We start from the raw sequence: 23,475 nt of genomic DNA on the forward strand, positions 1-23,475 counted from the left end.
CCGATGGTCGACTCCAGCCACCACACAGCCGCATTGTCGCCTGGTCATCGTAGAGTCTGCGTCGAATGCGAATTCGCCCGTGACGACCACCACCGCATCCGAGATGTAAGGACCGACGCACCTCATGGCCAAAGTAATTGCGACCATAAACCTCAAGGGTGGCGTCGGAAAGTCCACAATGACCGCCGCACTCGCCGAGTTCATGGCGGGCATGTTCGGAAAGAGTGTTCTCCTGATCGACCTGGACCCCCAGACCAATCTCACAACGATGATGATAGGGACCGAACACTGGCACGAGCTCAACAACTCCGGTCGCACGCTGAAAGCACTGTTCGAACAGGCCCTCGATTCGCAAGCGCCAAAGTTCGACATCGACGATGCGATTCAACGAAACGTGTCACCGCTGGCGAAATTGGCCGGTATCGACCTCCTGGCGTCGTCACTCGACATGATCGAGATCTCCGAAGAAGTCGCAGCGTGGCAATATGACGAGCCGGATTCGCTGCAACCGCTTCTAGTTCTCAAAGAAGCTGTCGACACGGTGAGAGACCACTACGACTACATACTCATCGATTGTCCGCCTAATATGGGGATCATCACGCGCAACGGACTGATGTTGGCCGACGCGTACGTAATTCCGACGATTCCCGATGTGCTGTCCACGTACGGTATTCCGCAGATTCAGAAGCGTGTGCGGATGTTCTCCGAAAAAACTGGACATCACGTCCAAGCCCTCGGACTGATCATCACCAAGTATCGCGCGAACACCAACTTGCACCGAAACACCATCCAGCGGTTGCAGAACGCGGTCCTCGACTACGACGCATTGCCTGCTGCAGAACGCAAGCTCATCGAACGCCCACCTAATGTCATCCCCTATTGGATACCCGAAGCGACGGACATCGCAGCGGCAGCAGAGTTCTTCGACTTCGGCACCTTGAAAAACCGATACGGCGGAGGCAAGAAGGTCGACGATCTGAGAGACCTCACATCCCACGTAATGACGAATGTGGAGATCTACACGTGACACCAATCAACGACGAACTCGTCGCCGCCCAGACGGCGTTCGAATTGTCGATCAACAAACTGGCAGCTCAGGATCCGAACGCCGCGATCATTGTGCTGACAATGGGGAAACTCGTCGCAGAACACATTGCCGTTGGGGACGCCCGCCCTAGCGCCTCGCGGACCATTCGAACGGAAACCAAAGCCCGAAGAGTCAGCACACCAAGGGCACCAGCAGCCCTTGATCCCTTCGCAGCTTTTCGCAGCGACGGAGAAGATGGACTGCGCAAGGAACTGGGTGGTCTGGATCTCGAACAACTCCGAGACATCCTCCACCAATACGGGTTGGATCCCGACAAGCGCTCGATGAAGTGGAAGACGGCCGGCAAGGTCAGGGAACGCATTGTCGAGCGCGTCCGTGCTACGAGCACGCGCGACAACGCATTCCGCTGATCCAGTCCTCAGATCGACTCCAGGGCCTCGCTGAACAATCCGCGATCTTCATGACCGTCCTCTGGCGTTCCGAAAAGCAAGGCTCGGTCCAGATACCGGTTTCCCAACTCGCATGAGGTTTCCGGCAACAGAACGCAAGCGTGGCACGCAGCCAGATTCATCGCATCGGCGCCGGCACCCTGCGATTCGATGCAGACGGGATCGGCTGAACACCAAGACATTCGAGCCAAACCTTCAGTGAGAGCCGGGCCCAGCCGTTCGGTTTCTGCCTGCGATGCCACTCCGCCGAGGCTGCCTGCGGAATCGGAACTTGCGGTGTAGATCAACACACCAGCCATACCTGTATCGTCAACATAGAGCCGCTCTCGCAGTGACGCCGCCGGATACCCTGCTTCAAGCGACAATTGGTCGATCACCACATGCGCAAACGTATGAAGTGCAACACGAATCAGACCCGTCACAGCGCGTTCGTCAGGTCGCTGCAACGCGGGACCGGCAACCTTCTTGAACAAGCTCCACCGTTCGACCGGAAAACTCTCTTGTGCCCAGTCCTCCAGGGCATCTCGATGAAAAGCAATAAAGATGCCCTCGCCGATCACCTCGATCGCAGGCAACCAATGCGTCTTGTCCGGCGACAATGCGCACAGATTCTCTTCGTTGTCATCAAGCCTGGTAAAGCCATAGAGCGCGCGCACTTCCCGCAACCGAGTCACCTTGCGAACGTCGGAAATCAAGTGCTCGAAGTCGACGGGCACATCTCTTTCCAGGCACACAAAATCATCGTCAAGGCTCTCTTGTTCGCGGCCTTCGACAAGAGCGGCATATTCCTGGCGTCGGAGTGCCTCCTCGGTAAGCAGGTCGTCGAACGCTTCGCCTCTGCGTCGATCCAGCTCGGCCTCGAGCTGCTCTACTGAAAATCGACGAGAGTGCCCCGCCAGACTACGCAAAAGCGCGGGCGTTACCGCCTCAGGATCGCGGAGCGAAACCCAATGGCGGTCGACAAACTTGGCAAGTGCTTGAGAATACGGCGGGATCGAAATTGCCGATCTGACGGCAGGCAACCAGACGTTGGACGCACCACGCTGAACAGCCCGAGGTGTCTCTTCGCAGTGCTGGGACTCGTCGGGCCCCAGCCATGGGCGACGACCGGCACACTTACCGAACTCGGCCAGTGCCATCGGACCAGCTGAACCGTCGAGGGTCCTGGGTTGCACACCACAGGTACAGGTCAATTCCAGGTCGGCGAGCGACGAAGTCCGGCCCTGGGCGCGCAGGTGCATCGTGTGCTCCGATCCGCCATCTTGGCCCTGATGAAGCCATCGGAAGTAGGGGAATTCGTCGATATGCCCACGTGTGCAGGCAATAACCAGACGGAACGGGCTCAGTTCCGTTCGCTTCTCACACGAGCAGCGAGCAACTTCTCGATCGTTGGACAACTTTCCAATGGAATCGATTCTCCTGCACGACGGGCAGACCTGCGTGATGGGAAATCGAATCACCGGTATGTCGCGCTTGCGCTTCGATCCTGCAGGCGGAGCTTTCAGCTCGGACACTCCGAGACTTCGCGCAAGACGCGGTTCACTGATGAGGTCCGCATCACGCGCCTTCCACTCATGAATACCGGCAATCATGTAACTCGTTGTCTCCGAGGGGAACAGACTCCCGACACCGTACGTACTCAGCAGCTGAGTACGGCGAGCTTTCGCGACTGTCATGACTGGCTCCTCATTCGGATCGTGTACAGGGCGCTCTCCGCGTCGACATCGCGCAAACTCATCAAAGTGGGCCAGGGCGTCTCGGTTTGGGTGTATTCGATGTTGTCATCAGTGAGTGCAGACGAAGGCTCGATCAGAAGCGCGTCCATCGAATTCTTGCGATCCTGGTACTTCATGGAATCGCGGGACTTCGCCTCCTCGATCCATACCTTGAGCATTTCGTTCAACTGCTCCACGGTGTCTTCGCTCTCGTCGCTCGATGTCGCTTCCACCCGTCGTTCGATGATGGAGATCAAGTTTCGAAGCTCTTCCTCATGCGCAGGCGCAGCATGCGCGCCCCCTTCGCCCGACATCGGACCGATCATCATCCGCGCGAGGGATACAAAGACCCCGTGCAGCCCTCGATCTCGCGCACGCGCAGCGAATGGAGTTGCGCTCGTGGCTTCTACGGCACGGTAGAGGGCCTGATGGAACGGAACAAAATTCTCGAAGTGCGATCGATCTCGCGAACGAGCGGAGTTGAAGATCGTGACAACCAGCCCGGGATACTTCCTACCCACGCGGCTTGTGGCTTGGATGTACTCGGAGCTCGACTGAGGTTGCCCCATGACGGTCATCAACCCGAGCCGATCGATGTCCAGCCCGACCGAGATCATGTTCGTGGCCAGAACGATGTCGTCGGCGGTTCCCGAATCGTATTTCCGCTCCAGACTCTTGAGCCGCCTGGGGATTTCCGCTGACGAAACGCGGCTGGTCAACTCATTCGCAGACTCCAGCCGGCGCGCCTCGGTGCCGCCACGCCTGGATACGACGCCCAGTCGCTCACGAACGTCTCCTTCGACCTGCAGCATGGCACTGCCGAGTACTCGCAAACTGTTGAAGTATCCCAAGAGTGTCCAGTAGGGATCCCGAGTGCAGTCCTCGGACTCGATGTCCTGCGCTGCCTGCAGCAACGCACCATACGTCCTCACGAGGAGAGTCGCGTGGCTGGTGCCCGGACTCATCACGCCTACGTACATTCGAGTTCCTGCGGTGTCGCGCGGCGCCGGCTCAGCAAAGAACGACTGATCGGGATCAATTCCTGGGGGTGGGAATTGGCGCGACTCCCGGTCGAAAACCATCTTGATCTGCTCATCAGACCGGCGGATGGTGGCCGTCGACGCGATGATCTTAGGTCTTGATCCGGGCGCTCCACCCTTCCCCGGAACCGAACACGCGACATCCACTGCCGTCTCGTACAGACCGACCATCGACCCCAAAGGTCCGGATATCAGATGGAGCTCGTCTTGGATGATCAGATCAGGCGGGCTACCAACTCCGTCTCGCGCGAAGAGCTTTCCGACATCGGAACGCCAGGCCATCATGGCGAACTTGTCTACCGTGCCGAGAATCAGCTCGGGTCGATATTCGTAAATGTCCTCATCCACAACATAAACCGGCAGTCCGGCCGCAAAGTCGCATGCATTGTTGCGACAAGCGATAACGAGCTTCGGCTCAGGACTGGCTACGACCGAATATTTCGTGTGATCGAGAGTCTTTCCACACCAAGGGCACTGCGTCAGCTGGACCGGATTCGCCTCGGTGATCTCGGTTTCCGATCGCAGAGACCGCAACGATTTCTTTGCCTCGAGGAGCGTATTCGGTGTTCCCCCCCGACCTACCCACAAGCCGATCGAGAACGGTCTCGCGCCCAAGCTGCCGTCTGTAATTCGAATTCGTTCGAGAGCGCACATCAACATCGTCGCGCGTTCGAACTGCTGAATTGTCAGCAGACGCAGGGTGTACCGCATGATTACAGCTACGCCAATAGCGGTGTCATCGCGAATTCTCCTCAGGAGAACGATGAACGCAACCAGTCCCAGGTACGCTTCGGTTTTTCCGCCACCGGTAGGGAACCACAGCAAATCCGCGACGCCGCGCTCCGGGTGCTCTCGGTCGGAGATGCTAGGAAGATTGAGCAGGATGAACGCGATCTGAAACGGATACCAACTTTGATCAATTCCGTCACCGACAGGACCAGTGGCACCGGCACGAACCCAGACCTGTCGGGCACGCTGGGTTTGCATTGCAGAGTTTGCCAGGCGAAATGCCCGGAGAACCTCGGAATCTTTGTCGAGCAGCTCGATTCCCGATTCTATGCGATTCGCGGCCTCGCGCGCATTCTCGAAGTGAACGTCTGCGGTGCCATCGAGCGATTCAGGAATGTTCGTCTTGCCGGCCTTCACCGACCCTTCCAGCTCGCTGATCCACTCCCGATATGCGGTGACAAGCTTGCCCAACGTGGCGACCAGAGTCGCCTTGTCTGCTCCTGCGAGAAAAGACATTCTCAGATCGACGTCGGGTCCGACCTTCCCAGGCCGGGCGCGGGAAACCTCGTGCGTAGGCAACAGCGTCGTGGCGATGCGATCGGTGGTCGCCTCGACTCCACTCCAGGTGACGGCGCATCCGTGCCCGATGCCGAAGTTGCGTGCATTGCGGTACATCAATTCCGCCGAGAGCAAGTCACCCTCGCCGCCGAGCCTGTTCGGCGCACTACGGTCGACGATCGCAGGCACTTCGGTTGTCACGACAAGTTCGACCTGGAACCAGGCACTCGCGTCTTTGAGTTCACCTTTGTTCACCGAAAGCTTGTTCCGGAGAACGGCGGAGACCGTCACCTTACCGTCACGCGGTGTCCGAGTCAGAATGTACAGCTCCAAGCCTGGTGCAACATGCAGCTTCACTGCACCCTTCGTGGCCAGTGAATGGCGCACTCGTTCTGGCGTACATGCCTCTCTGGTCCAGGCGGTAGGCCGACTCCGTCCTCTGCGGCGTTTGCCACCCTGGTCTTGGTCGTCGAGCGTCTCGGAAGGTCTGTATCGTGCTGCCGACACATCGAAAGACACCTCGGATACCAGACCAACATCGACTGTGAACGTCAAACCCATCGACGAGGGGTAGCGCATCAAGGATTGCGCAACAGGTGAATCACTTTCACCTTCAATGGAATCCGCTTCGGCACTGTCGGGTTCCGGCTCCTCCTGCAGGGGCTCATCCGTCGGCCACAGCACGCCCACCACGTAGCGATCCAACGGTGGTTCTGCGAGCACCTCCGACGCGCCCTCTCCCGGACCGAGAAGATCGAGTTTGAGCTCCTCGACCATCTCCGCACGGAACCCGTACATCGCATCCAGCTCGGTCATGACGGTTGTCAATTCTTTCCATCCCATCTCGTGTTCCAGTCTGGTTGGACAAGGCCGGCGAGCCGGGGTACCAGCCAGATGCCGGAATCACCGACTCCCAATTCGTCGCTGACTTCGGGTGAACCTGCGACAGATTCAATCGACATCGTCGTTGCACCATTCAGAATCGTTGGCCAACGGGCATTTCCAATCATGAAGATTCGCCTGATATCTCGCCCGAACTGCTCGGATGTACGCGCAAATGCGACACCATCGGAATCCTTGACCAGATAGATTGGCGCATCGCGGTGGGTCCACTCCAGGTCCAAAACCAGTGTCACAGTTTGGCCGACGAGAGTACCGGCGGCAAGCAGACTCTGAACAGCAGGAGCGTTTTCACTACATTCGAAGGGCTCGTCAGTATCGATGTCGTTGACACGAAATTCAACGGCTCGAACGCGCTTCCGGCCCTTGAATTGCACTTTTTCCGTCCAACGCCCCGTCGCTGCTGCATCTCTCTCCATCCACGCCCTTGTGGGCTTGGGGCAACAACGGACGATTTCGTCACGAGCGCGGCTCAACGCGACATAGTTTCGCCGAGCGATGGCGAAGTCGTCGTTATCACGTTCGTAGTCTGTATCGAACAGGAAGACCCTCTCGAATTCGAGGCCCTTCGCACGATGGACAGTGGACACCACAACGTCCTCCGTGGCATCTGCCAACAATGCCGTCGGGATGCCGTATCCACCGATGACGCGCCTGATCCTCGAGAGATCGAGATCGTTCGGAAACTGCGTCCGACCTTCGGATTCCTTGAGCAGATTCCATGCATCGATCGGGTCAATCACCGACGTATTCTGCAGTGCAGCAATAACATCCTCACGGCGGTTCATGTTTCGCGGAAGCTGCTGAGCAAGCTCTGCAACCCATGCCCGAGCGCCGTGCTCTTGTGCAGTACGCCGCAGTGTATGACGGATGTTCAGGGCGGTGAGCTGTTGGGACACGCGCAAAGCGTCACCGTTGGTCTTCGTCAGGATCGCGGTGCTTCGTCCAGCGCGGTAAACATCAGTGAGCCACGCCGAGGAATCGACGCTTTCCAACCGGGAAATGAAGGCATCAACCTCTTCACGTGCTCGCGCTCCGCTGTCCATCTCACGGAGGCGAGACCCTAGCTCTACGACAGCAAGAGGGTCTTTCCCCCGCGCACGGAAATTACGTTGCAGACCCGTCGATTCAACATTCGCGAGACCGCGCAGCTCGCTGATCACGTCCAAACGCTGGGTTTGTTCTTCCGGAGAAAGCTGGAAATCGTAGAGCGCCTGATTCGGATCGCCAAGCGCAGTGAATCCGACTTCGTCCCCAAGTCGATCGATCAGCGCCAGCACGAGCTTCGCACGCTGCCCGACGAGGTCCTGTACCTCGTCGAGAACGACATGCTGAATGTCTTCCAACATCGGCAAATCAGCGTCTTCATCAGCCAAAAGCCCAACAGCACGTTCGATTCTTGCGTCGAAGTTGCCTTTTGGATCCTCACCCGCGTCGATGATCACCCGGTTGGCAAACGAGTCGAAAGTACGAATCTCGGCCTGCGCCAATACCCGTGTTTCCAATCGACTACGAACAGCGGATACTGCTGCTCTGGAAAAACTCAGAACGAGCACTTCTGTCGACAGCGATAAGTCGCACTCCCTTGCCAAGTGATCGAGTCTGGCAGCAACAACTTCGGTCTTTCCCTGCCCCGCGCCGGCAACTACCACAAGACGGTCTTCAGTGGCCGCCTCAGCTACTCGGCGTTGAAGTTCATCAAGACCGGTAACCGTTGAACCAGAATCGATCTCGAGCGATTGCGAGGGGCTTTCGCTCGCATCGATCGAGAAAGCGGGCGCCACAACCGACGCGGCCGCCGCAGCGCGACGGCGGTCACGAAAACGGGTAAGGATGTCGACGGGGTTCGCCCGCGCCCTGAGCCGGTCGCGAAACTTCGGTGTGTCCGAAATCGTGACAACGATTGAATCTGCTGCGACGTCTATCGGCTCCGTGCCGGTTGCGGCAGGAAGCTCCAGACGAGCGATCAGTTCCGCGAGTCGTTTTTCCACCAGGCTGCCCCAGCGGCCCCTGGTCACGTCTGAAATTTCAGCCTGTGTTTGCTCGGCGAGGTCGGGCCAGGGCGCCAGTATCGTGGTCACCGCGTCCTTCAGTCGCTGAATTTCACTCTGGTCCTGTTCCGCTGAGGATTCTCGAACCAGAAGTGCAGGGCTCATCGTGAGCGTCCACGCCACGTCGCTTCCCCATTGCCGATGGAGAGCCCTGGCAACTGCCGGACGGACGTCGTCGAATACACGGCTACGAACATGCGCGCCGACCGGGAGATCGTTCCGTTCGAGGACACTCGTACGGAACTGGAGCGACTCACCACCGTCTGCGGTCAGCCCGGTCGATCCAAGTTCGATGAACATCGGTTCAGCAGGATCGATGGTCAGAGCAATCCCACGCACATCAGTACTCGACGCCGTTTCGTCATCCCCAAGGTCGCCTTCAGCACCCTTTGCGATGATCCGCACCAGTCGCGCCGAGCGGAATGCGATACGGGTGTCAATTCCGTGCTCAGGAACGACCAGACGCCACGCTGCGATGACGGTATCGACCGTCCGAGCAGACAGCGAAATCGCAGTCTCGAGCTCATCAAGCACGTCGTACAATTCGGCGCTCTCTTGAACACGGCGCTGGAAGCGCCTCCACGTGTTCCACGTTCGGCGGTACTCACCGAACAACTCACTCAGGTCGAGGCCGTATTCGCGATAATAGAAGGGGGCGTGTGTATGAACTTCGCTCAGATCAACGACCAGCCCTTCCGCCGACCAGTCGCCCAAGTCGGAATCGTCGATGAGCTCATCCAACGGCCACGGCAACGGTGGGGGAATCTCCGTGGCAACGGTGTTTCCGCGCAGAACCTGAATTCCTACCGCCGTAGCAGTAACAAATGCGGCGAGTTCACCGAAGGAATCCGTCAACGGGGCTGTGAACGCATTCGAACCAACGCTGTTCACCAGGTTGCGTCGGCCCCGTTCATCAGCAGCCCGGGCTTGGACGAGAATCGCACCGAGCGACGCCACCGCGTCTTCTTGTACTCGAGAACTCACCCGGCACTCCTCTCCACCGCCAACCGAATAGCACGATAAGAGACTATCCGTCCGGTTTAGGCGTTCGCTGGTAGCCTCGCAATTCGCCAGGAAGACGAATGACTTACTGAATGACCTCGAGCGAGACTTCACGAAAAATCGCGCGCACGCGGTCGTCCAACTGTTCGTCGCTCAATATCGAGAAGTCGATGAACGCCATCAACCGACGCAGTCTGGGCACAGCGTCACGGAGAACCTTTCTCTGTCCTCCACCTTCGATCAAGATGCGAGCGATCGAACGAGCAAGAGGAGTTACTCCTGCTATCGACCTGCGTTCGGTAATCTGGTTGAGGTCACTCTCCGAGAGTTTGCGCAGGAGCGAGTAGTCCGCGACGCCGTCGACCACTGTCGCGAATGTCATTGCCTGCCACCACAAGCGAGCAAACATATGACGTGTCAGGTCAGTTGCGATCCAACGTTCAATGTTCTCTCCAGGGAATCGCCATCGGGTGATGTCAGGCATCGCCACGATTGCGAGGAAGTTCCACACTCCTCGGTGAGCTGCCTCCACTGACGTGATCTGCATAGTCCGATGAATCTCTTCTGCAGCAACGCGATCAAAGCGAATCAGGTCCGCGTTCCCTACCTCGCCCGGATATCCGCAATCATGCGCAATCGCTCGAATCGAGTCTGCCAACTCTTGTACACCAGACTCGCCGATTCGCTTCCCTCCACTCGCTGCATACGTCATCTGCGAGTGCGTAGGACGCGCCGCCCGCGCCATTTGTGAAGGATCTCCATTGAGCTTTTGCAATTCAACTACTCCCGACGCAAGACTCAATCGGGGCCACAGCTCGGTCATGAGAGCAACCTCCCAAATCCAATCGAACGTGCACCCGCCACAATCGAACTGTGCAAATCCATTGAGGAGCCCAGGATTGATTCGGCGGTCCACGCAGTGGGGTCGACAAGCACCCTGAGAGCAAGAGAACGAGCAGTGGCGCCGAATGATTCGCTATCACAACCTTCGAGCTCATCCCAACGCGCCAGCGACCATCGGACGATTTCGTCCACCAGGCCTTCTTCCATCTCTTGAATGAGTACCAATTGCTCGTCCGTATGGTTCCTCTCCCTCTGGACTGCCTTGACCAGCTTCTTGTCAAGCGGATTTATCAGGAGCAACAATGCCCCCATCGCAGGCTCGTCCGGACTCAGTGGCATTCGAAGATGCCAGCTGGCTCCCTCGTCGATGCCGAATGCGTCGAAATCGACAACCTCGGTAGGAAACATCGCTTCGGAGCCGGTGAGACGAAGTGCTTGCTCGTCGTTCCAGAGGATTGAGCCCGCGTGGCGCGCTTCTCCCACGAGCGGACTCAACCGATCCCTTTCGAGAACCAATTTCCTGGTCAAAGCGATAGTTGCACCGGCATATTGCGGATCGACTTCAATCTCGACATCGAACCGCCCGTCCGCGAGGGGTACGCGCTTCGCCGGTCCGACTAGGTAGGTGTCCAATGCTCGCCACCCGAAGTAGAACGCCAATGGCGAACCATCATCAAGCCTCGTATGCGCGCGGATCATCAACGGATCCGCATTTATGGTGCAGCGCAAGCGGAGTCCTGATCGATAGTCCCAATTCTCGACAGCCTCGCCCAGTGGCTCCCACTCACCTTCAACCATCCGTGACCAGATCGACGGCTCAATAGTCCCGGAACTCGGCACCAAATACGGACGAACGTCTCTGACGGCCATCAGCTTTCATCCTCTACAACAAAAGTTAGCCGCACGACCGCGTCCCGAGGTGGACGGACAGAAACTACCCATTTCCGGGGGTCTGCACGTCCAACAGAAATCTGACTTCCTACCCGATGTTCGCCCGTTTCAAGACATACCCAGCCCACGACCTCCGCCGGTTCCAGAAGTCCCCGTAACTCAATGCCACCATCGATCACAACGATAGGCTCCGCAACCACCAATTTTGTTGTGGGCCAAGCGGGTAACTCGACCGTAGCAACCACGAGCGCGTCGCCGCCACGCACGATCAGTTGCGGGCCCTCCACGATCCTTGGCTTGACAGCCGAACGACTGCCGGATCGACCTGACCGACGGCTCCCGTTTCGACTTGGTTGCCCTGCGCCATCGCCGGATGCACCTGCCACAAGTCCTGACAGGCGACCCGCGAGCGGAGCCAACGCAGCTTCGTGATGCAGATCAGCATCGACATCTCGAACCGAGGGCTTGAGCTTGCTCTTCACGTAAGTGGCTCCGAGACGAACTACGCCCAATGCTGTGCCATGTAGCCCACTCGTCACCCAATCGTCGTGAGTGGGGGGCTCAGCATCCGAGAAATACCGATCGGCATCGATGCCGGCTTTGAAGACTGCGCCATACTGAATCGCTTCATCCGGATGAGGGTCTCCAGATACATAATTCACGACCAGATCGGCTTGGCGCATTCGCGCGCAATGATGTGCGGCACCACTGAATGGGGCTGCCAGAGACAGCAGATAATTCTGCTTGATGGGTGCCATCGACTCGACCTTCGCGAAACGACCGATCTCCTGAGGCTTAGCCCTTCGAGCCGGCACATCGTATTCACCGTTCAGCGATAGCTTTCGATACGCATCGACGAACGGCTTCAATTCGATTGTTGCAGCTGGATCAGGTATCTGGACAGAGAACCCTTCGAACTTCACTGAACACCGCAAGCGGTTTTCCACCCCGTCAATCATTTTCGGCCACAGATTCCACAACATGGTCGAAGCGATGAACTCGGCAGCCGACTCCGGTGTGCGTTCCTGCTCTACGTCGCCATTTCGAACGGCTCCCAGGTCAATATCGATGATCGCTACAGTCGTACCGGTTTGCCCCTCAGCGAACCTCGGCAAGCCAAGGGCAGTTGCCATCTCTTCGGCATCGTCATCTACCAGTGCCTGCGCGATTTCACCTTCCAGCACGCCTAGCCAATGGCGTCCGGTGTAGCGAACGCCCTTGTCTTGGAAACCATCTCCCATGGCGGCACCGATCAATCGACGCTGCGGCTTACCGCGAAAGATGCAACGACTGTCAGCGACGATCACGTGACACCGACTGACGTTGTACAGAATTCCTTTGCCGAATCCGTAGGAGCCCCCACCCAGGTCGACTCCCTTCCTCTCACCTACATTTCTGATGAACTTGACGAAGTCCGCTCGCTCCCCTTCGAGTGGAGGTTCATCTGCTCGTAGTGGGCCACCAAGGCCAGTCGTGCCACGATCGGAAATCGTCAAGATGGTCGGCTGTCGGTCCAGCGCTTCAGCCAGGCCGAGGGACGCCCCTACCGGCCCTGGGAGAAGGAACTCCCGCCACCGTTCGAGCCTATTGCCTGTCAGTTGACGAATCTGCACATTGAAGTCGACCTCCCGGCCGGGAAGCGCTGCATCGCAGCTATTTTGAGCCGCTTCGCGAATGAGCACGGTGAGCGGATCCAGCTTGGGTTTCCCGAGTTGTCGACGGATACCTTCCGAAGCGGTAGATCCCTCAGCGGCGACCCGTTGTGACCACCACTGTGATCGCTCCGCAGCCTTTGATTTTCTCAATTGGACCCCGCACCTACCAGCTCATCGAGTTCTTCCTGATCAGATTCGATCTCGGCATCAGTCAAATCGACACTGACGTACGTCTGGGCAACCGGGCTTGTGTCGTCAGCAGCACCAGGGAAGACGAGAGCCACGCCGATGACGTCTTCAACCGCGTTCAGCGGCTTCCTTGAATCCTTGTTCTGCTCCAGCGGTTCTGACACCGGATCGATCGGATACAAGAGAAGTAGGCCCTTCCGTTGCACGGTTGCATCTTTGTCTCGCGCATCCATCAATGCACCTTCACTGAGCTTCCTCGCGACAGTCTTGGGTATGAAGTCAACCGCACGATGATCCTTCGACATCAGAGTCTTGATATCAGCCCGCTCGAGACCGTCATCCTTGAGCTGAGATCGAACGATCCGACCGAAGTCGAACCCACCCAGCCTCACAAATCCCTTCTCCTTCCCTGGCTCTGCAGCCAAAATTGCCAGGTTCCATTTGTCGAGCCTATTTTTCCGTCTTTGCTTCACGACATACTTGGCGATCAACTCGGCGTCGAGATCGGGCGAATCCTTATGCACGTGGTAATCACTCAAGAAGGTCAGCACATCGTCCGCATCGACATCGCGAAAAAGTACGGAGCCGGAGTCCAGGATGTCGCCTTGAATTCCCTTGGTACGAACTCGCGATACGAGACCGTCTGCAGCATCCTTGTTGTGTAACAGCCATTCCGAGTCTTGGGTGCGGAAGTAACGCGTCTGAACCCTCCTGCCGCCGTACGACGCATACGCGGGAATAGCGGCGCCCATCTTCGCTGTAATCCGGAGTGTGGGATGAGTCCTGATTCGAACGCCGAACTCCGTCGGTGTCAGATTCTCGGACTCGTACCTCTCGATGTCCAGTCGAATCTCACGCTCCACCGTCGCCAAATGACGGAACCACTGCCGCAGTTCCTCGGTCATCCAAATCCTGGGCAAGTCTTCGTAGCCTGGCCTGAATCCGAACCACCGTGCCATCTGCAGCAACGTGTCGTAGGCACCGGCTGCGCGGACGAAGTAACTGACGGTCAGCCCCTCCAACGTCAGACCGCGACTGAGAGTGTTCCCCCCGACCGCGATAGCGATTTGACCGTCAGTGGAGTAGTCGAGGCGGTCATCGCTTCGGAAATTGTCGATGACGATGCGACAGACCGACAAGACATCTTCGACCTTCGCCGACACTGCATCGAAATCGATTGATTTCAAATCGAATTCGGAGGAGTGCACCTTCCCTGTCTCGGATTCCCATAGCGCTCGCAAGCGATCCTTGGTCGATGCATCACCGGCAGTCCACCTTTTTGAAAGCCTCTCCACGTATGCATTCAATGGCCCCTTGAACTGGCGATGAATGTCCGTCTTCACCGAGGTGTGGATCAACATCGTCGAATGCCCGGCGTCACCGCGTGCGCGCCGCGCAGCCGTCGAGAGCACAAACCAATCGAGCGCATTCTCGAGGGTGGGCGGAATCGAAGGAATGAAGGACGCCGTCGCGGTCTTCCCCAGCGGACGAACGTCGTCTACGTCTTCGTCGGGAATGATCCGCACCATGTTGGAGCCGTCGAGGTCTTTCCCGTTCGCCTCGTCGCCCTCGACCGCATCTCGACCGAAGATTTTTTCAGTGCCGAAGTATCCCTTTGGTTCCGGGAGATTCAGAATGAAGTCCTTCGGGTACAAGTCGCCCCCGGCAGGATCGATCAGAATGTTTGCAAATGGCGTTGCTGTATAGCCAATATAGGTGCTTTTCGGCAGCTTCTCGATGATGCCCCGAATCAGGGGGTTGATGGTTCGAGTCTCCACACTTGCCTGATCTGCCTCGTCGTCGATGATAAGAGTCGGCACATCGGTGAGAGCTCGCTGTTTTACTGCCGGCTGTAACCACTTGTCCAAACGTTTCAGGACTGCGGCATTCTTCTTCACGACGGCAAGGATCACACCACTGTCGTCGACATGCAGTAGAGCCGTCGACTGCATGGCGGGCGCTCGAAAATCGTCATCCGCATTCGTCAGCTGCTTCCACTTGGTAGGCGTGAGCATATGAAGCTGCTCATCGAGACGCTCCTGCGTCTGTTTCCGTAGCCCGTTGTGAATTCCCGACAGCACAATGACGAATTTGTAACCGACATCCGCAGCCTTTGCGATCACAGCAGTGAAGTTGGTGGTCTTACCAGATTGCACATAGCCCACCACCAGCCCCTTCGCATCCCACGATGATTCGTTAGGACGCGGCGTGTAGGCAATGACCTTATTGGACGAGCCGTCCAAGGACCGGATCCGATCATCCGGCCACGACAAGTCTCCTCGGATGTAACGCTCGAGAGCAGGCCAATAAGTATCGGCGCTGGCATTCGGCCCCGCATACCAGGGCTCACGCGGCCCGTGGATGATCGGCGGACCGGCGGTGATCACTCCAGAGAGATGTCTGCGATACTCCGCCTCGAATTCATCGAGTTCCTCCGCGGTGAGCCTGCCTTTGAAACGCTTGAGAGCTGATTCCAACGACGTCTTCCTCGCCCAACCCGCAAATACCTCGTAGAAATCGTCCATCAACTCCATACCTCCGTGTCGCCTCGCGACTGAACGGTAGCGCAGAAATCGAAAAGGTTGCGTTAGAAACGATCCGTCCGGTCTGTCGCAGGCGAGCGACTTCGACCGAGGTTAGCTGTGGAGAGCCGAAACTTGCCGAAAACCTATTGCATAACCGACGCAGCACCGCGTCTAGCAAGAAGGATCCGGCGTTGCAGAACCCTTCCTAGAATCCAAGTGATGACTGGGAATAGTTGAGATCTGAGCTGGTTGGCGCGTTGGGGACGAGGCAAGTTCAGGTCAGTGCGAGCAGGCTCAGCCGCCGTAGACCTCGGGGTCCAGGGTGCCGATGTACGGCAGATCGCGGTACCGCTCGGCGTAGTCGAGGCCGTAACCTACGACGAACTCGTTGGGGATGTCGAAGCCCACGTCGCGGACGTCGACGTCGATCTTGACCGCATCCGGCTTGCGGAGCAGAGTGACGACCTCGAGCGAAGCGGGGTTACGCGTCTTGAGGTTGCGCATCAGCCACGACAGCGTGAGACCGGAGTCGATGATGTCCTCGACGATCAGCACGTGGCGACCGGCGATGTCCTTGTCGAGGTCCTTGAGGATGCGGACGACGCCCGAAGACGAGGTCGAGGATCCGTAGGAGCTCACGGCCATGAATTCCATCTGCGACGGGATCGGCAGGGCGCGGGCGAAGTCGGTCATGAAGAAGACCGCTCCCTTGAGGACGCCGATCAGCAGGAGATCCCCTTCGGGGGCGCCTGCCGGGTAACGCTTGGCGATGTCCTCAGCCAGTTCCGCCGTTCGTGCACGGATCTGTTCTTCGGAGATCAGTACCGATGCGATGTCGCCCTCGTACACGCGTCAAACCCTTCGTCGGTCTTCGAATCCGAGGATCAGCCTGCCACGTCGCCGGGCCGCCACCAACCTCGCCTCCGGTGTTCCGCCGCCGATCGCGACGCCGCCTTGCCCCCGCCAGTCGGTCACCAGGGCGTCGACTGCGCGTAACTGTTTGTCCGTCAATGCTTTTGCGCCGCCCTGCAGCAGCCAGGCGCGCAGAGCGCGTCGACGGATTGCGGTGGGCGCTTCGGCAAGTGTGTCCACTTCCACTTCCCCGTCGACGACAACCCGTAGGAGTAGGGCCTCGGCGTACTCGTCGAGCGCCTCACCGTCCTCACGCAACTGCGTCGCGGTTCGGGCCAATGCTTCGGGAACTCCCCCGCCGAGAATTCCTTCGAGCAGCGGCAACGCCTCGTGCCGCAGACGTACGCGAGTGAACTCGGGATTGTTGTTGTGCGGGTCCTCCCACGGCGTGATTCCCAGGTCGACGCAGGCCGCCCTGGTCACCGATCGCCGGAGGCCGAGGAGCGGCCGTCCCCAGGGAGCGTCGAATGCAGCCATACCTTGAATCGATCGCCCACCGGACCCGCGCGAGAGTCCGAGAAGCACGGTCTCGGCCTGATCGTCGAGCGTGTGTCCGAGCAGAACCGGGAGGTCAGCCCTCGCGTCGCGTAGGGCGTTATACCGAGCCTCACGCGCAGCGGCTTCGAGACTCCCACCATCGGCTACGTCGACTGTCAGCACCGTCGCGGTCCGGCAACCCAGCGCCAGCGCCTGGTCTGCGGCCGAGCGCGCGACGGCATCCGAACCATCTTGTAGGCGATGGTCCACGATCAACGCGTCGACCGAATCGGTTTCCGCCACCGCTGCTGCTGTCAGGGCCAACGAATCGGCTCCCCCGGACAGGGCGACGACCACACGGCGTCGTGGCTCGAATGCGAGCGTCCACGCCCGCACGGCCTGTCGCAGCGCCAGTAGGGCAGGCGTCTCAGGCAGCAGCATCTAGCCGAGAACGCGCTTTACCCACGCGTCGGGATTGTCGATCTCGTCGAGCAACGGCAAGGTCTCGGGCCCGGTCCAGATGGTGTTGAACTGCTCCATGCCGACCTTGAGAACCACCGCGTCGACGAAGGCCTTGCCGCGCACGTACTGCGCCATCTTGGCGTCCATGCCGAGAAGCATCTTGATGATCCGCTGCACGGGGTTGGACTTGCGCTGCCGACGCTTGTCGAAGGCCGCGCGGATAGTTGCCACCGACGGCACCACGGCGGGACCGACGGCGTCCATCACATGGTCTGCATGCCCTTCCAGGAGAGTGCCGAGTACAAGCATCCGATCCAGCGCGTCACGCTGAGGTTCCGCCTGCGAGGCGCGCAGCAGTCCGATGATGCCGCCCGCCGTCGCACCGTCACTGGAGTCGGGTTCCTTCCGCGAGCGCAGCTCTGCAGCAAGGCGCCCGACAACGTCGGTCATCGACTCGTCCACCGTCGCACCAAGCGTTTCGACGGATTCCTTCATGTACTCCGCTAGCCACGGCGAGGACGAGAACTGAACCCGGTGAGTGACCTCGTGCAGGCAGACCCACAACCGGAAGTCACTCGGGTTCAGCCGAAGGGACCGTTCGACGGAGACGATGTTCGGTGTGACCAGAAGCAGGGTGCCGTGCTCGCCGGTGAACGGGTCGTACTGCCCGAGGATCGCAGAAGACAGGTACGCCAGCATGGCGCCGGCCTGCAAGCCCGCCGGCTTTCCGACGATGAGATTGCCACTGCCGTCAGGGTCGGCGCCGGTGAGATGCGCCATCGACCGCGAGGCCGCCGTGATCCACCCGGCCCGGTCAAGCACGTCAGCGGCCGGGACCGGTAGACCGTCGGCCAGCCCGGTCACTTCACGAACCGGCAGTTCTGCGCGCTTGGACGCTTCGGCGAGTTCTGCGGTTGCCGTCTCGGCCGTGTAGCGAGACATCGCGGGGCCGCCGCGCGCCAGTTTTATCCCGGCTTTGGCGGCAAGACTCCAGTCGACGGCACCACCGAGCGGAGCCGAGGCTTCATCATCTTGTGGAGTCTTTTCGGCCACTATTGGCACCCGCAATTCCTCAATGCTCCGGCAATCGCGTCCAGGGCAGGACGGCTCACTTCTGGCGGCCGGTCATTGGACATCAGTGCGAAGGTGAGCACTCGCCCGTTCTGATCGACCACGAACCCTGACAACGCGCTGGCCGTCGACAGAGTTCCCGTCTTGGCCCGCACCCAACCCGCACCGGTTCGGTTTCCGGACGCGTAGCGGTCGGACAAACTTCCTGTTCCGCCGGCCACCGGAAGGTAGTCCAGCAGGGGGCGCAGTTTCGGATCACCGTCACCGGCCGCAGCCGTCATGACGCGATCGAGTACCTGAGCGGGAATGAGATCGTCGACGGACAGTCCGCTGGAATCGTGCAGCGATACACCGGTGTAGTCGAACCCGGCCGCCTGCAGGGTCTTGCCGGTCGCGTCGACTGCTCCGGTGAACGAGGCTTCGATTCCGGAGGCAATCGCGACCTCACGCCCGATGGTCTCGGCGAGCACGTTGTCGGAATGTTCCATCATCTGCAGCAGCCGGTCGCTCAGCGGCGCCGACTGCACGGTGGCGATCGGCTTGGCACCGGCAGGCGCCGCGCCGAGACTCACGTTGGCGGGATCGACACCGAGCGCCTGAGCGAGCACCTTGCCCGCGTCCAACGCGGGAGTTTCCGAACGCGGCGACTCGTCTTGAGTGCCGTCGTACCGACCACCTTCGATCATCACCGATTCGATCGGGGTGATGTAGCCCGCCGCGATGTCCGCGGTAAACCAGCCGGTGGCCATGTTGTCGCCCTTGAACAAGCTCGAATCCACCACGACGCTGTTCACCGGCGTACCGGCAGCCTTGATCTGGTCGACGAGATCCGCGATGTGCGCTGCGTTGGCGTAGTACCCGCTCTGCCCCTTCGGCGTCGCCGTCAGCGTCGGGTCACCGCCGCCGACCAGAACGACCTGCCCGGGGCTCGTTCCGGGCACCACCGTCGTGGACAGCCGGTGGTCGAGCGGCAACTTCAGCAGTGCCGCCGATGCGGTCAGCACCTTCGTCGTGGACGCAGGCGTCATCGGCGTCGACGGGTCTGCGCTCCACAGAATGTTTCCGGTGAGTGCATCAGCGACAACTCCGGTGAACTTCCCCAGATCCGGGTTGGCCACAGCCGGGCCGATCGCCGCGGCGATTCCCGCCGCGCTCGGGATCGGTGCGTCCGTCGGGACGGGCACCACCTGAGGTGACGGCGTCACGAGCGCAGGCTGCGGCGACGTAGTCACGGTCGCGCTGCCCGCGGTGTCGTCCGACGTACCGAGTTTCACGACGACAACTCCGGCGACGGCCAGTACAACCACTGCACCGACCGCCAGAAGGATGCGGAAGTTACGCCGTCGACTCTCTTCCAACGAGCCGATCTTCTTCTTTCCTTGGCCCGCCAACGCCCCTCCGTCTGTGCTCTGCCTACTGGGTGGTCAGGCAACCTTATCCTTGACCCGATATCCTTCCGACGAATCATTACCGACACGACAGCGAGGAATCGGCGTGGAGTTCGACGTCACCATCGAGATCCCCAAGGGTCAGCGCAACAAGTACGAGGTCGACCACGTAACCGGTCGCGTCAAACTCGATCGCTACCTCTACACAGCTTTCGGCTACCCGGCCGACTACGGCTTCATCGAAAACACCCTGGGTGAGGACGGCGATCCGCTCGACGCCATGGTCCTGCTCCCCGAGTCGGTCTTCCCCGGCGTCATCGTCGAGGCTCGCGCAGTCGCGATGTTCAAGATGGTCGACGAGGCCGGCGGAGACGACAAGGTCCTCTGCGTTCCGGCCGGCGACCCCCGCTGGGATCACATCCAGGATCTGGGTGACATCTCACAGTTCGAGCTCGATGCGATCAAGCACTTCTTCGTCCACTACAAGGACCTCGAGCCGAACAAGCACGTCGAGGCAGCCAACTGGGTCGGCCGCGCCGAGGCAGAGGCCGAGATCGAGGCTTCGATCAAGCGTCTCGCTGCCAACGGCGGTCACTGAGCTCGAGTTCTCAGGCCTAACGAAAATCCCCGCACATCGGAAGATGTGCGGGGATTTTTGTGCTGTTTTTACTCGCCCTTGCAGTTCCTACTCACCCTTACAGTTCCTACTCACCCTGGAAGACTGGCGGGCGCTTCTGGAAGACGGCGGTGATGGCCTCGGTCAGATCCTGCGAAGGCAGGAACGCCGCGTTCCAGGCTGCGACGTAGCGAAGGCTGTCGTTCACGCTCGCGCTGCGGGTGTGATCGAGCACGTCCTTGATCCCGTGGACGACGAGCGGCGGGTTGAGCGCAATCTCCTTGGCGGTCGCGCGCGCCGCTGCCAGTACCGCGTCGGCATCTTCGAAAACGTCGTTGACGAGGCCGATCTTCTCGGCGCGCGCTGCGTCGATGTCCTTGCCGGTCAGAGCCAACTCACGCAGGTGTCCGTCGCCGATGATCGCGGGCAGACGCGCGAGGCTGCCCATGTCTGCGACGATCGCGACCTTGACCTCGCGGATGCTGAACTTGGCATCGGCACTTGCGTAGCGGATGTCCGCCGCCGTGATCAGGTCGACGCCGCCGCCGATGCACCAGCCCTGCACAGCTGCGACGACGGGCTTGCGGCAATCTGCGACGGCATTGATGCCCGACTGCATGCGCTTGATCATGTCGTGGAACTTGGTGCGCGGGCCTGCCTGAGCCTTGTCCGCGAGGACGGCACCGAATTCACCGCTCATCGCCGGCAGGTCCAGTCCGAACGAGAAGTGCTTGCCGGAACCGGCGATGACGATTGCACGCACCTCGGGGTCGGCGTCGAGGTCGGCGAAGATTTCGGGGAGTTCACTCCAGAAATCCGGCCCCATCGCGTTGCCCTTGCTCGGCCCGATCAGCGTCACCTGGGCGATGTTGTCTTCGCGCTCGACGGTGAACGCATTCCAGCTCTTCTGTTCAGTCATTACTCAAGAGTAACTAAAGGTCCGGCTCAGCCGAAGACCGCTGCCTTCATCCGAAAATTCCTGCCTCGTCAAGTACCAGTACGACGAGGGTGACGGCCATCAGGGCGAACATGATGAGCATCGCCATCCTGGCCGCCCGCTCACTGGTCGGTGGGAAAACGCGCTGCGCCGGATGCTCGGCCACGTACTCGGACAAGGACATGGTCCTGGCACGTGAGCGTGTCGGATTCTGTACCGCTGCTGTTGTAGCCATGTCGGTGATCCTTTCAACTACGCAATCTCAGTCAGGTACCCCAAAGGTGAAGTACCCGACTGAGTTCGACTTCTCCAATGTAGACCCGCAGATCGAAGAAGTCAGCGTGAGTTTGGTGCGAATTACCTGAGAGTCAGTCCACACAGGGAATGCCGCCATTCGCGTCGGCCCGGATGGGTGATCCCTGCGCTCCCGTATCGGGAACGGTGCCGGCGGATACCGACGAGTCCGACTGCGCCGGAGCGGCCGAGAACACGGTCTGCGCATTGTCCTCACCGATCAGTACAGACACTGATTCGGCCGCTGCCTGCTCGTTAGGCACTGCGGCCACGCCCAACTGCTCGGCCAGCGCCTCTGCGACGGCTTTGGCGCCGACTCCATAGCTGACCACCGACTTTGCCGTCGCAACTGCGGTGCTCACCTCTCCGACTTCGACTCCCGACGCTTTCGTCGCCGCTGCCAACGCGGCGCCCAACCCGTCCGTCGCGGTTCCGTTGCGGATGTCCACAACTTCGTTCCCGGTCGAGACAGCAGTGTCCATCGCAGGTGCAGATGCCGAGTCACCTCCCGCGAAGATCCGCGACACTTCACTACGCAGACGCGCCGGATCGACCATGTTGACGTCCTGGCCGTCGACGGTCTCGTATCCCTCGATGGGCAGGGTGTAGAAGTCGATGTTCCCACCTGCGAGAGCGCTTGCCTGAGAAGCGAATCGGACGGGATCCATGGCAGAATCGATCACCACGTCCTTCTTCACCACGTCGGTCAGTGCCGTCATCTTCGGAATGTTTCCGATGACGCCGGAGCCCTTCAAGTTGGCGATCACCGCGCTGATGAAAGCCTGCTGCCGGTGGGTGCGATCCAAGTCCCCGTTGTCCAGGCCGTGGCGTTGACGGACAAACGAAAGTGCCTGTGACGCATCGAGAGTCTGAACTCCGGCCGGGAAGTTGGCGCCCGAGAAGTCATCCTGCACCGGATTGTTGAGGCACACCTGAACGGGGCCGATAGCCGAGACGACGTCGTAGAAGCCCATCAGGTTCACTTCGGCAAAGTGATCGATCGGAACCTTGAGCAGATTCTGCACGGTGGTCAGTGTCGACCGTCTTCCGACTTCACGCGCTTGTTGTTCTCGTGCAGCAGGATCCGTCACACCGTCCGCTATGAGTTTGGCGTCCGCATCAGCCTTCGCCATTCCGTACGCTTCCTTGATCTTGGCCATTCCGTAGCCGGGTACCGCGACGTAGTCGTCGCGTGGGATCGCCACTGCACTGGCCTTGCCGCCATCGCCCGGAACATGGAGCAGGATAAGCGTGTTCGTGTTGTATCCACCCACATCACTGTCCCCCGCATGCAGCTTGTCGGTGACGAACTCGGCCGGCAGGTCGCTGCCGTCCATCGCTTTACGACTGTCGAGCCCGATCAACAAGATGTTGGTATCCCCGTCGAGCGAACTGCCGGCGTCGTCACCGAGGGCGGAGAGCGCGTCCGATCGATACAGCCCCGACGTGAGATCCGACTGCACGTACCAGCCGATTCCGACGCCCACCAGAATCGTCGTCGACAGGGACGCCGCCGCCAGCTTGCGCCCCACCGAGAGCGTCGACCGCTGCGGTTGACGCCTACGCCTGTGCCTGGTTGCCGAGTGTCGAGGTCGCGGTTCCACGGCCGACACGCTATCCACCGTTCCTGAGTAGAACCTGTCGATACCGGACACGGCTGGTCATTGGCTGAAAGAACGCTGAGAATGAAGTCCGAATTAGGCAAATCTGCTCTAGGCTCCGC

General features: G+C 59.7%; 17 protein-coding genes. 3 read left to right on the forward strand and 14 right to left on the reverse strand.

Annotated features, from left to right (window positions below):
• The first annotated feature begins 124 nt into the window (after nt 1-124).
• Nucleotides 125-1,027 carry a ParA family protein gene (locus tag QRN54_RS02600; RefSeq protein ID WP_042922676.1) on the forward strand — a complete coding sequence of 301 codons (903 nt, stop codon included), beginning with the start codon at nt 125-127 and terminating at the stop codon, nt 1,025-1,027.
• Complete coding sequence (locus QRN54_RS02605; RefSeq protein WP_285181534.1) at nt 1,024-1,458, forward strand: hypothetical protein; 435 nt, start codon at nt 1,024-1,026, stop codon at nt 1,456-1,458. The genes QRN54_RS02600 and QRN54_RS02605 overlap by 4 nt, the downstream gene beginning before the upstream one ends.
• An 8-nt stretch (nt 1,459-1,466) precedes the next feature.
• On the opposite strand, the gene drmB is transcribed toward QRN54_RS02605, so the two are convergent.
• From drmB to dacB, 11 genes are all read right to left on the reverse strand, one after another.
• Nucleotides 1,467-3,173 carry an MrfA Zn-binding domain-containing protein gene (gene drmB / locus QRN54_RS02610; protein ID WP_285181535.1) on the reverse strand — a complete coding sequence of 569 codons (1,707 nt, stop codon included), beginning with the start codon at nt 3,171-3,173 and terminating at the stop codon, nt 1,467-1,469.
• A complete protein-coding gene (locus tag QRN54_RS02615) occupies nt 3,170-6,355 on the reverse strand; it encodes a helicase-related protein (protein WP_285181536.1) in 3,186 nt (1,061 codons plus the stop codon). Before QRN54_RS02615 ends, drmB begins: the two co-directional genes overlap by 4 nt.
• An 8-nt stretch (nt 6,356-6,363) precedes the next feature.
• The gene (locus QRN54_RS02620) at nt 6,364-9,231 is read right to left on the reverse strand and encodes a UvrD-helicase domain-containing protein (protein ID WP_142006382.1); all 2,868 of its coding nucleotides are present in this window, start codon (nt 9,229-9,231) and stop codon (nt 6,364-6,366) included.
• 346 nt (nt 9,232-9,577) lie between these two features.
• Nucleotides 9,578-10,315 carry a DUF6339 family protein gene (locus QRN54_RS02625; protein ID WP_042922682.1) on the reverse strand — a complete coding sequence of 246 codons (738 nt, stop codon included), beginning with the start codon at nt 10,313-10,315 and terminating at the stop codon, nt 9,578-9,580.
• Complete coding sequence (locus QRN54_RS02630) at nt 10,312-11,205, reverse strand: hypothetical protein (protein ID WP_128637965.1); 894 nt, start codon at nt 11,203-11,205, stop codon at nt 10,312-10,314. Before QRN54_RS02630 ends, QRN54_RS02625 begins: the two co-directional genes overlap by 4 nt.
• Nucleotides 11,205-12,533 carry a hypothetical protein gene (locus QRN54_RS02635; RefSeq protein ID WP_285181537.1) on the reverse strand — a complete coding sequence of 443 codons (1,329 nt, stop codon included), beginning with the start codon at nt 12,531-12,533 and terminating at the stop codon, nt 11,205-11,207. Before QRN54_RS02635 ends, QRN54_RS02630 begins: the two co-directional genes overlap by 1 nt.
• A gap of 494 nt (nt 12,534-13,027) precedes the next feature.
• Nucleotides 13,028-15,595, reverse strand: coding sequence for a Z1 domain-containing protein (locus QRN54_RS02640; protein WP_285181538.1), 2,568 nt, complete (start codon nt 15,593-15,595; stop codon nt 13,028-13,030).
• A gap of 294 nt (nt 15,596-15,889) precedes the next feature.
• On the reverse strand, nt 15,890-16,444 hold the full coding sequence (hpt, locus tag QRN54_RS02645; protein WP_003941159.1) for a hypoxanthine phosphoribosyltransferase: 555 nt from the start codon (nt 16,442-16,444) through the stop codon (nt 15,890-15,892).
• A gap of 3 nt (nt 16,445-16,447) precedes the next feature.
• The gene (gene tilS, locus QRN54_RS02650) at nt 16,448-17,425 is read right to left on the reverse strand and encodes a tRNA lysidine(34) synthetase TilS (RefSeq protein ID WP_285181539.1); all 978 of its coding nucleotides are present in this window, start codon (nt 17,423-17,425) and stop codon (nt 16,448-16,450) included.
• The gene (locus QRN54_RS02655) at nt 17,426-18,499 is read right to left on the reverse strand and encodes an Rv3626c family coenzyme F420 biosynthesis-associated protein (RefSeq protein WP_019746776.1); all 1,074 of its coding nucleotides are present in this window, start codon (nt 18,497-18,499) and stop codon (nt 17,426-17,428) included.
• Nucleotides 18,499-19,908 carry a D-alanyl-D-alanine carboxypeptidase/D-alanyl-D-alanine endopeptidase gene (gene dacB, locus QRN54_RS02660; RefSeq protein ID WP_193595665.1) on the reverse strand — a complete coding sequence of 470 codons (1,410 nt, stop codon included), beginning with the start codon at nt 19,906-19,908 and terminating at the stop codon, nt 18,499-18,501. Before dacB ends, QRN54_RS02655 begins: the two co-directional genes overlap by 1 nt.
• A gap of 103 nt (nt 19,909-20,011) precedes the next feature.
• Between dacB and QRN54_RS02665 the strand changes: the two genes are divergently transcribed.
• On the forward strand, nt 20,012-20,503 hold the full coding sequence (locus tag QRN54_RS02665) for an inorganic diphosphatase (protein ID WP_003941181.1): 492 nt from the start codon (nt 20,012-20,014) through the stop codon (nt 20,501-20,503).
• 106 nt (nt 20,504-20,609) lie between these two features.
• Here QRN54_RS02665 and QRN54_RS02670 read toward each other — a convergent pair whose 3' ends face one another.
• The 3 genes from QRN54_RS02670 to QRN54_RS02680 all read right to left on the reverse strand — a co-directional run bounded on the left by QRN54_RS02670 (nt 20,610) and on the right by QRN54_RS02680 (nt 23,356).
• On the reverse strand, nt 20,610-21,440 hold the full coding sequence (locus QRN54_RS02670) for a crotonase/enoyl-CoA hydratase family protein (protein WP_007727023.1): 831 nt from the start codon (nt 21,438-21,440) through the stop codon (nt 20,610-20,612).
• Nucleotides 21,441-21,486: 46 nt separating this feature from the next.
• Nucleotides 21,487-21,693 carry a hypothetical protein gene (locus QRN54_RS02675; RefSeq protein ID WP_124568973.1) on the reverse strand — a complete coding sequence of 69 codons (207 nt, stop codon included), beginning with the start codon at nt 21,691-21,693 and terminating at the stop codon, nt 21,487-21,489.
• A 133-nt stretch (nt 21,694-21,826) separates the two neighbouring features.
• Nucleotides 21,827-23,356 (reverse strand): LCP family protein, encoded by a 1,530-nt coding sequence (locus QRN54_RS02680; RefSeq protein ID WP_231915144.1) that lies wholly within the window; start codon nt 23,354-23,356, stop codon nt 21,827-21,829.
• Between the last annotated feature and the right edge of the window lie 119 nt (nt 23,357-23,475).

This window comes from Rhodococcus sp. MEB032 (assembly GCF_030208925.1).
GTDB lineage: Bacteria > Actinomycetota > Actinomycetes > Mycobacteriales > Mycobacteriaceae > Rhodococcus_F > Rhodococcus_F qingshengii.

Coding starts and splice junctions, on each gene's coding strand:
- QRN54_RS02600 (WP_042922676.1), top strand. CDS start 125: ATGGCCAAAGTAATTGCGACCATAAACCTCAAGGGTGGCGTCGGAAAG.
- drmB (WP_285181535.1), bottom strand. CDS start 3,173: ATGACAGTCGCGAAAGCTCGCCGTACTCAGCTGCTGAGTACGTACGGT.
- QRN54_RS02615 (WP_285181536.1), bottom strand. CDS start 6,355: ATGACCGAGCTGGATGCGATGTACGGGTTCCGTGCGGAGATGGTCGAG.
- QRN54_RS02625 (WP_042922682.1), bottom strand. CDS start 10,315: ATGACCGAGCTGTGGCCCCGATTGAGTCTTGCGTCGGGAGTAGTTGAA.
- QRN54_RS02630 (WP_128637965.1), bottom strand. CDS start 11,205: ATGGCCGTCAGAGACGTTCGTCCGTATTTGGTGCCGAGTTCCGGGACT.
- QRN54_RS02640 (WP_285181538.1), bottom strand. CDS start 15,595: ATGGACGATTTCTACGAGGTATTTGCGGGTTGGGCGAGGAAGACGTCG.
- tilS (WP_285181539.1), bottom strand. CDS start 17,425: ATGCTGCTGCCTGAGACGCCTGCCCTACTGGCGCTGCGACAGGCCGTG.
- QRN54_RS02670 (WP_007727023.1), bottom strand. CDS start 21,440: ATGACTGAACAGAAGAGCTGGAATGCGTTCACCGTCGAGCGCGAAGAC.
- QRN54_RS02675 (WP_124568973.1), bottom strand. CDS start 21,693: ATGGCTACAACAGCAGCGGTACAGAATCCGACACGCTCACGTGCCAGG.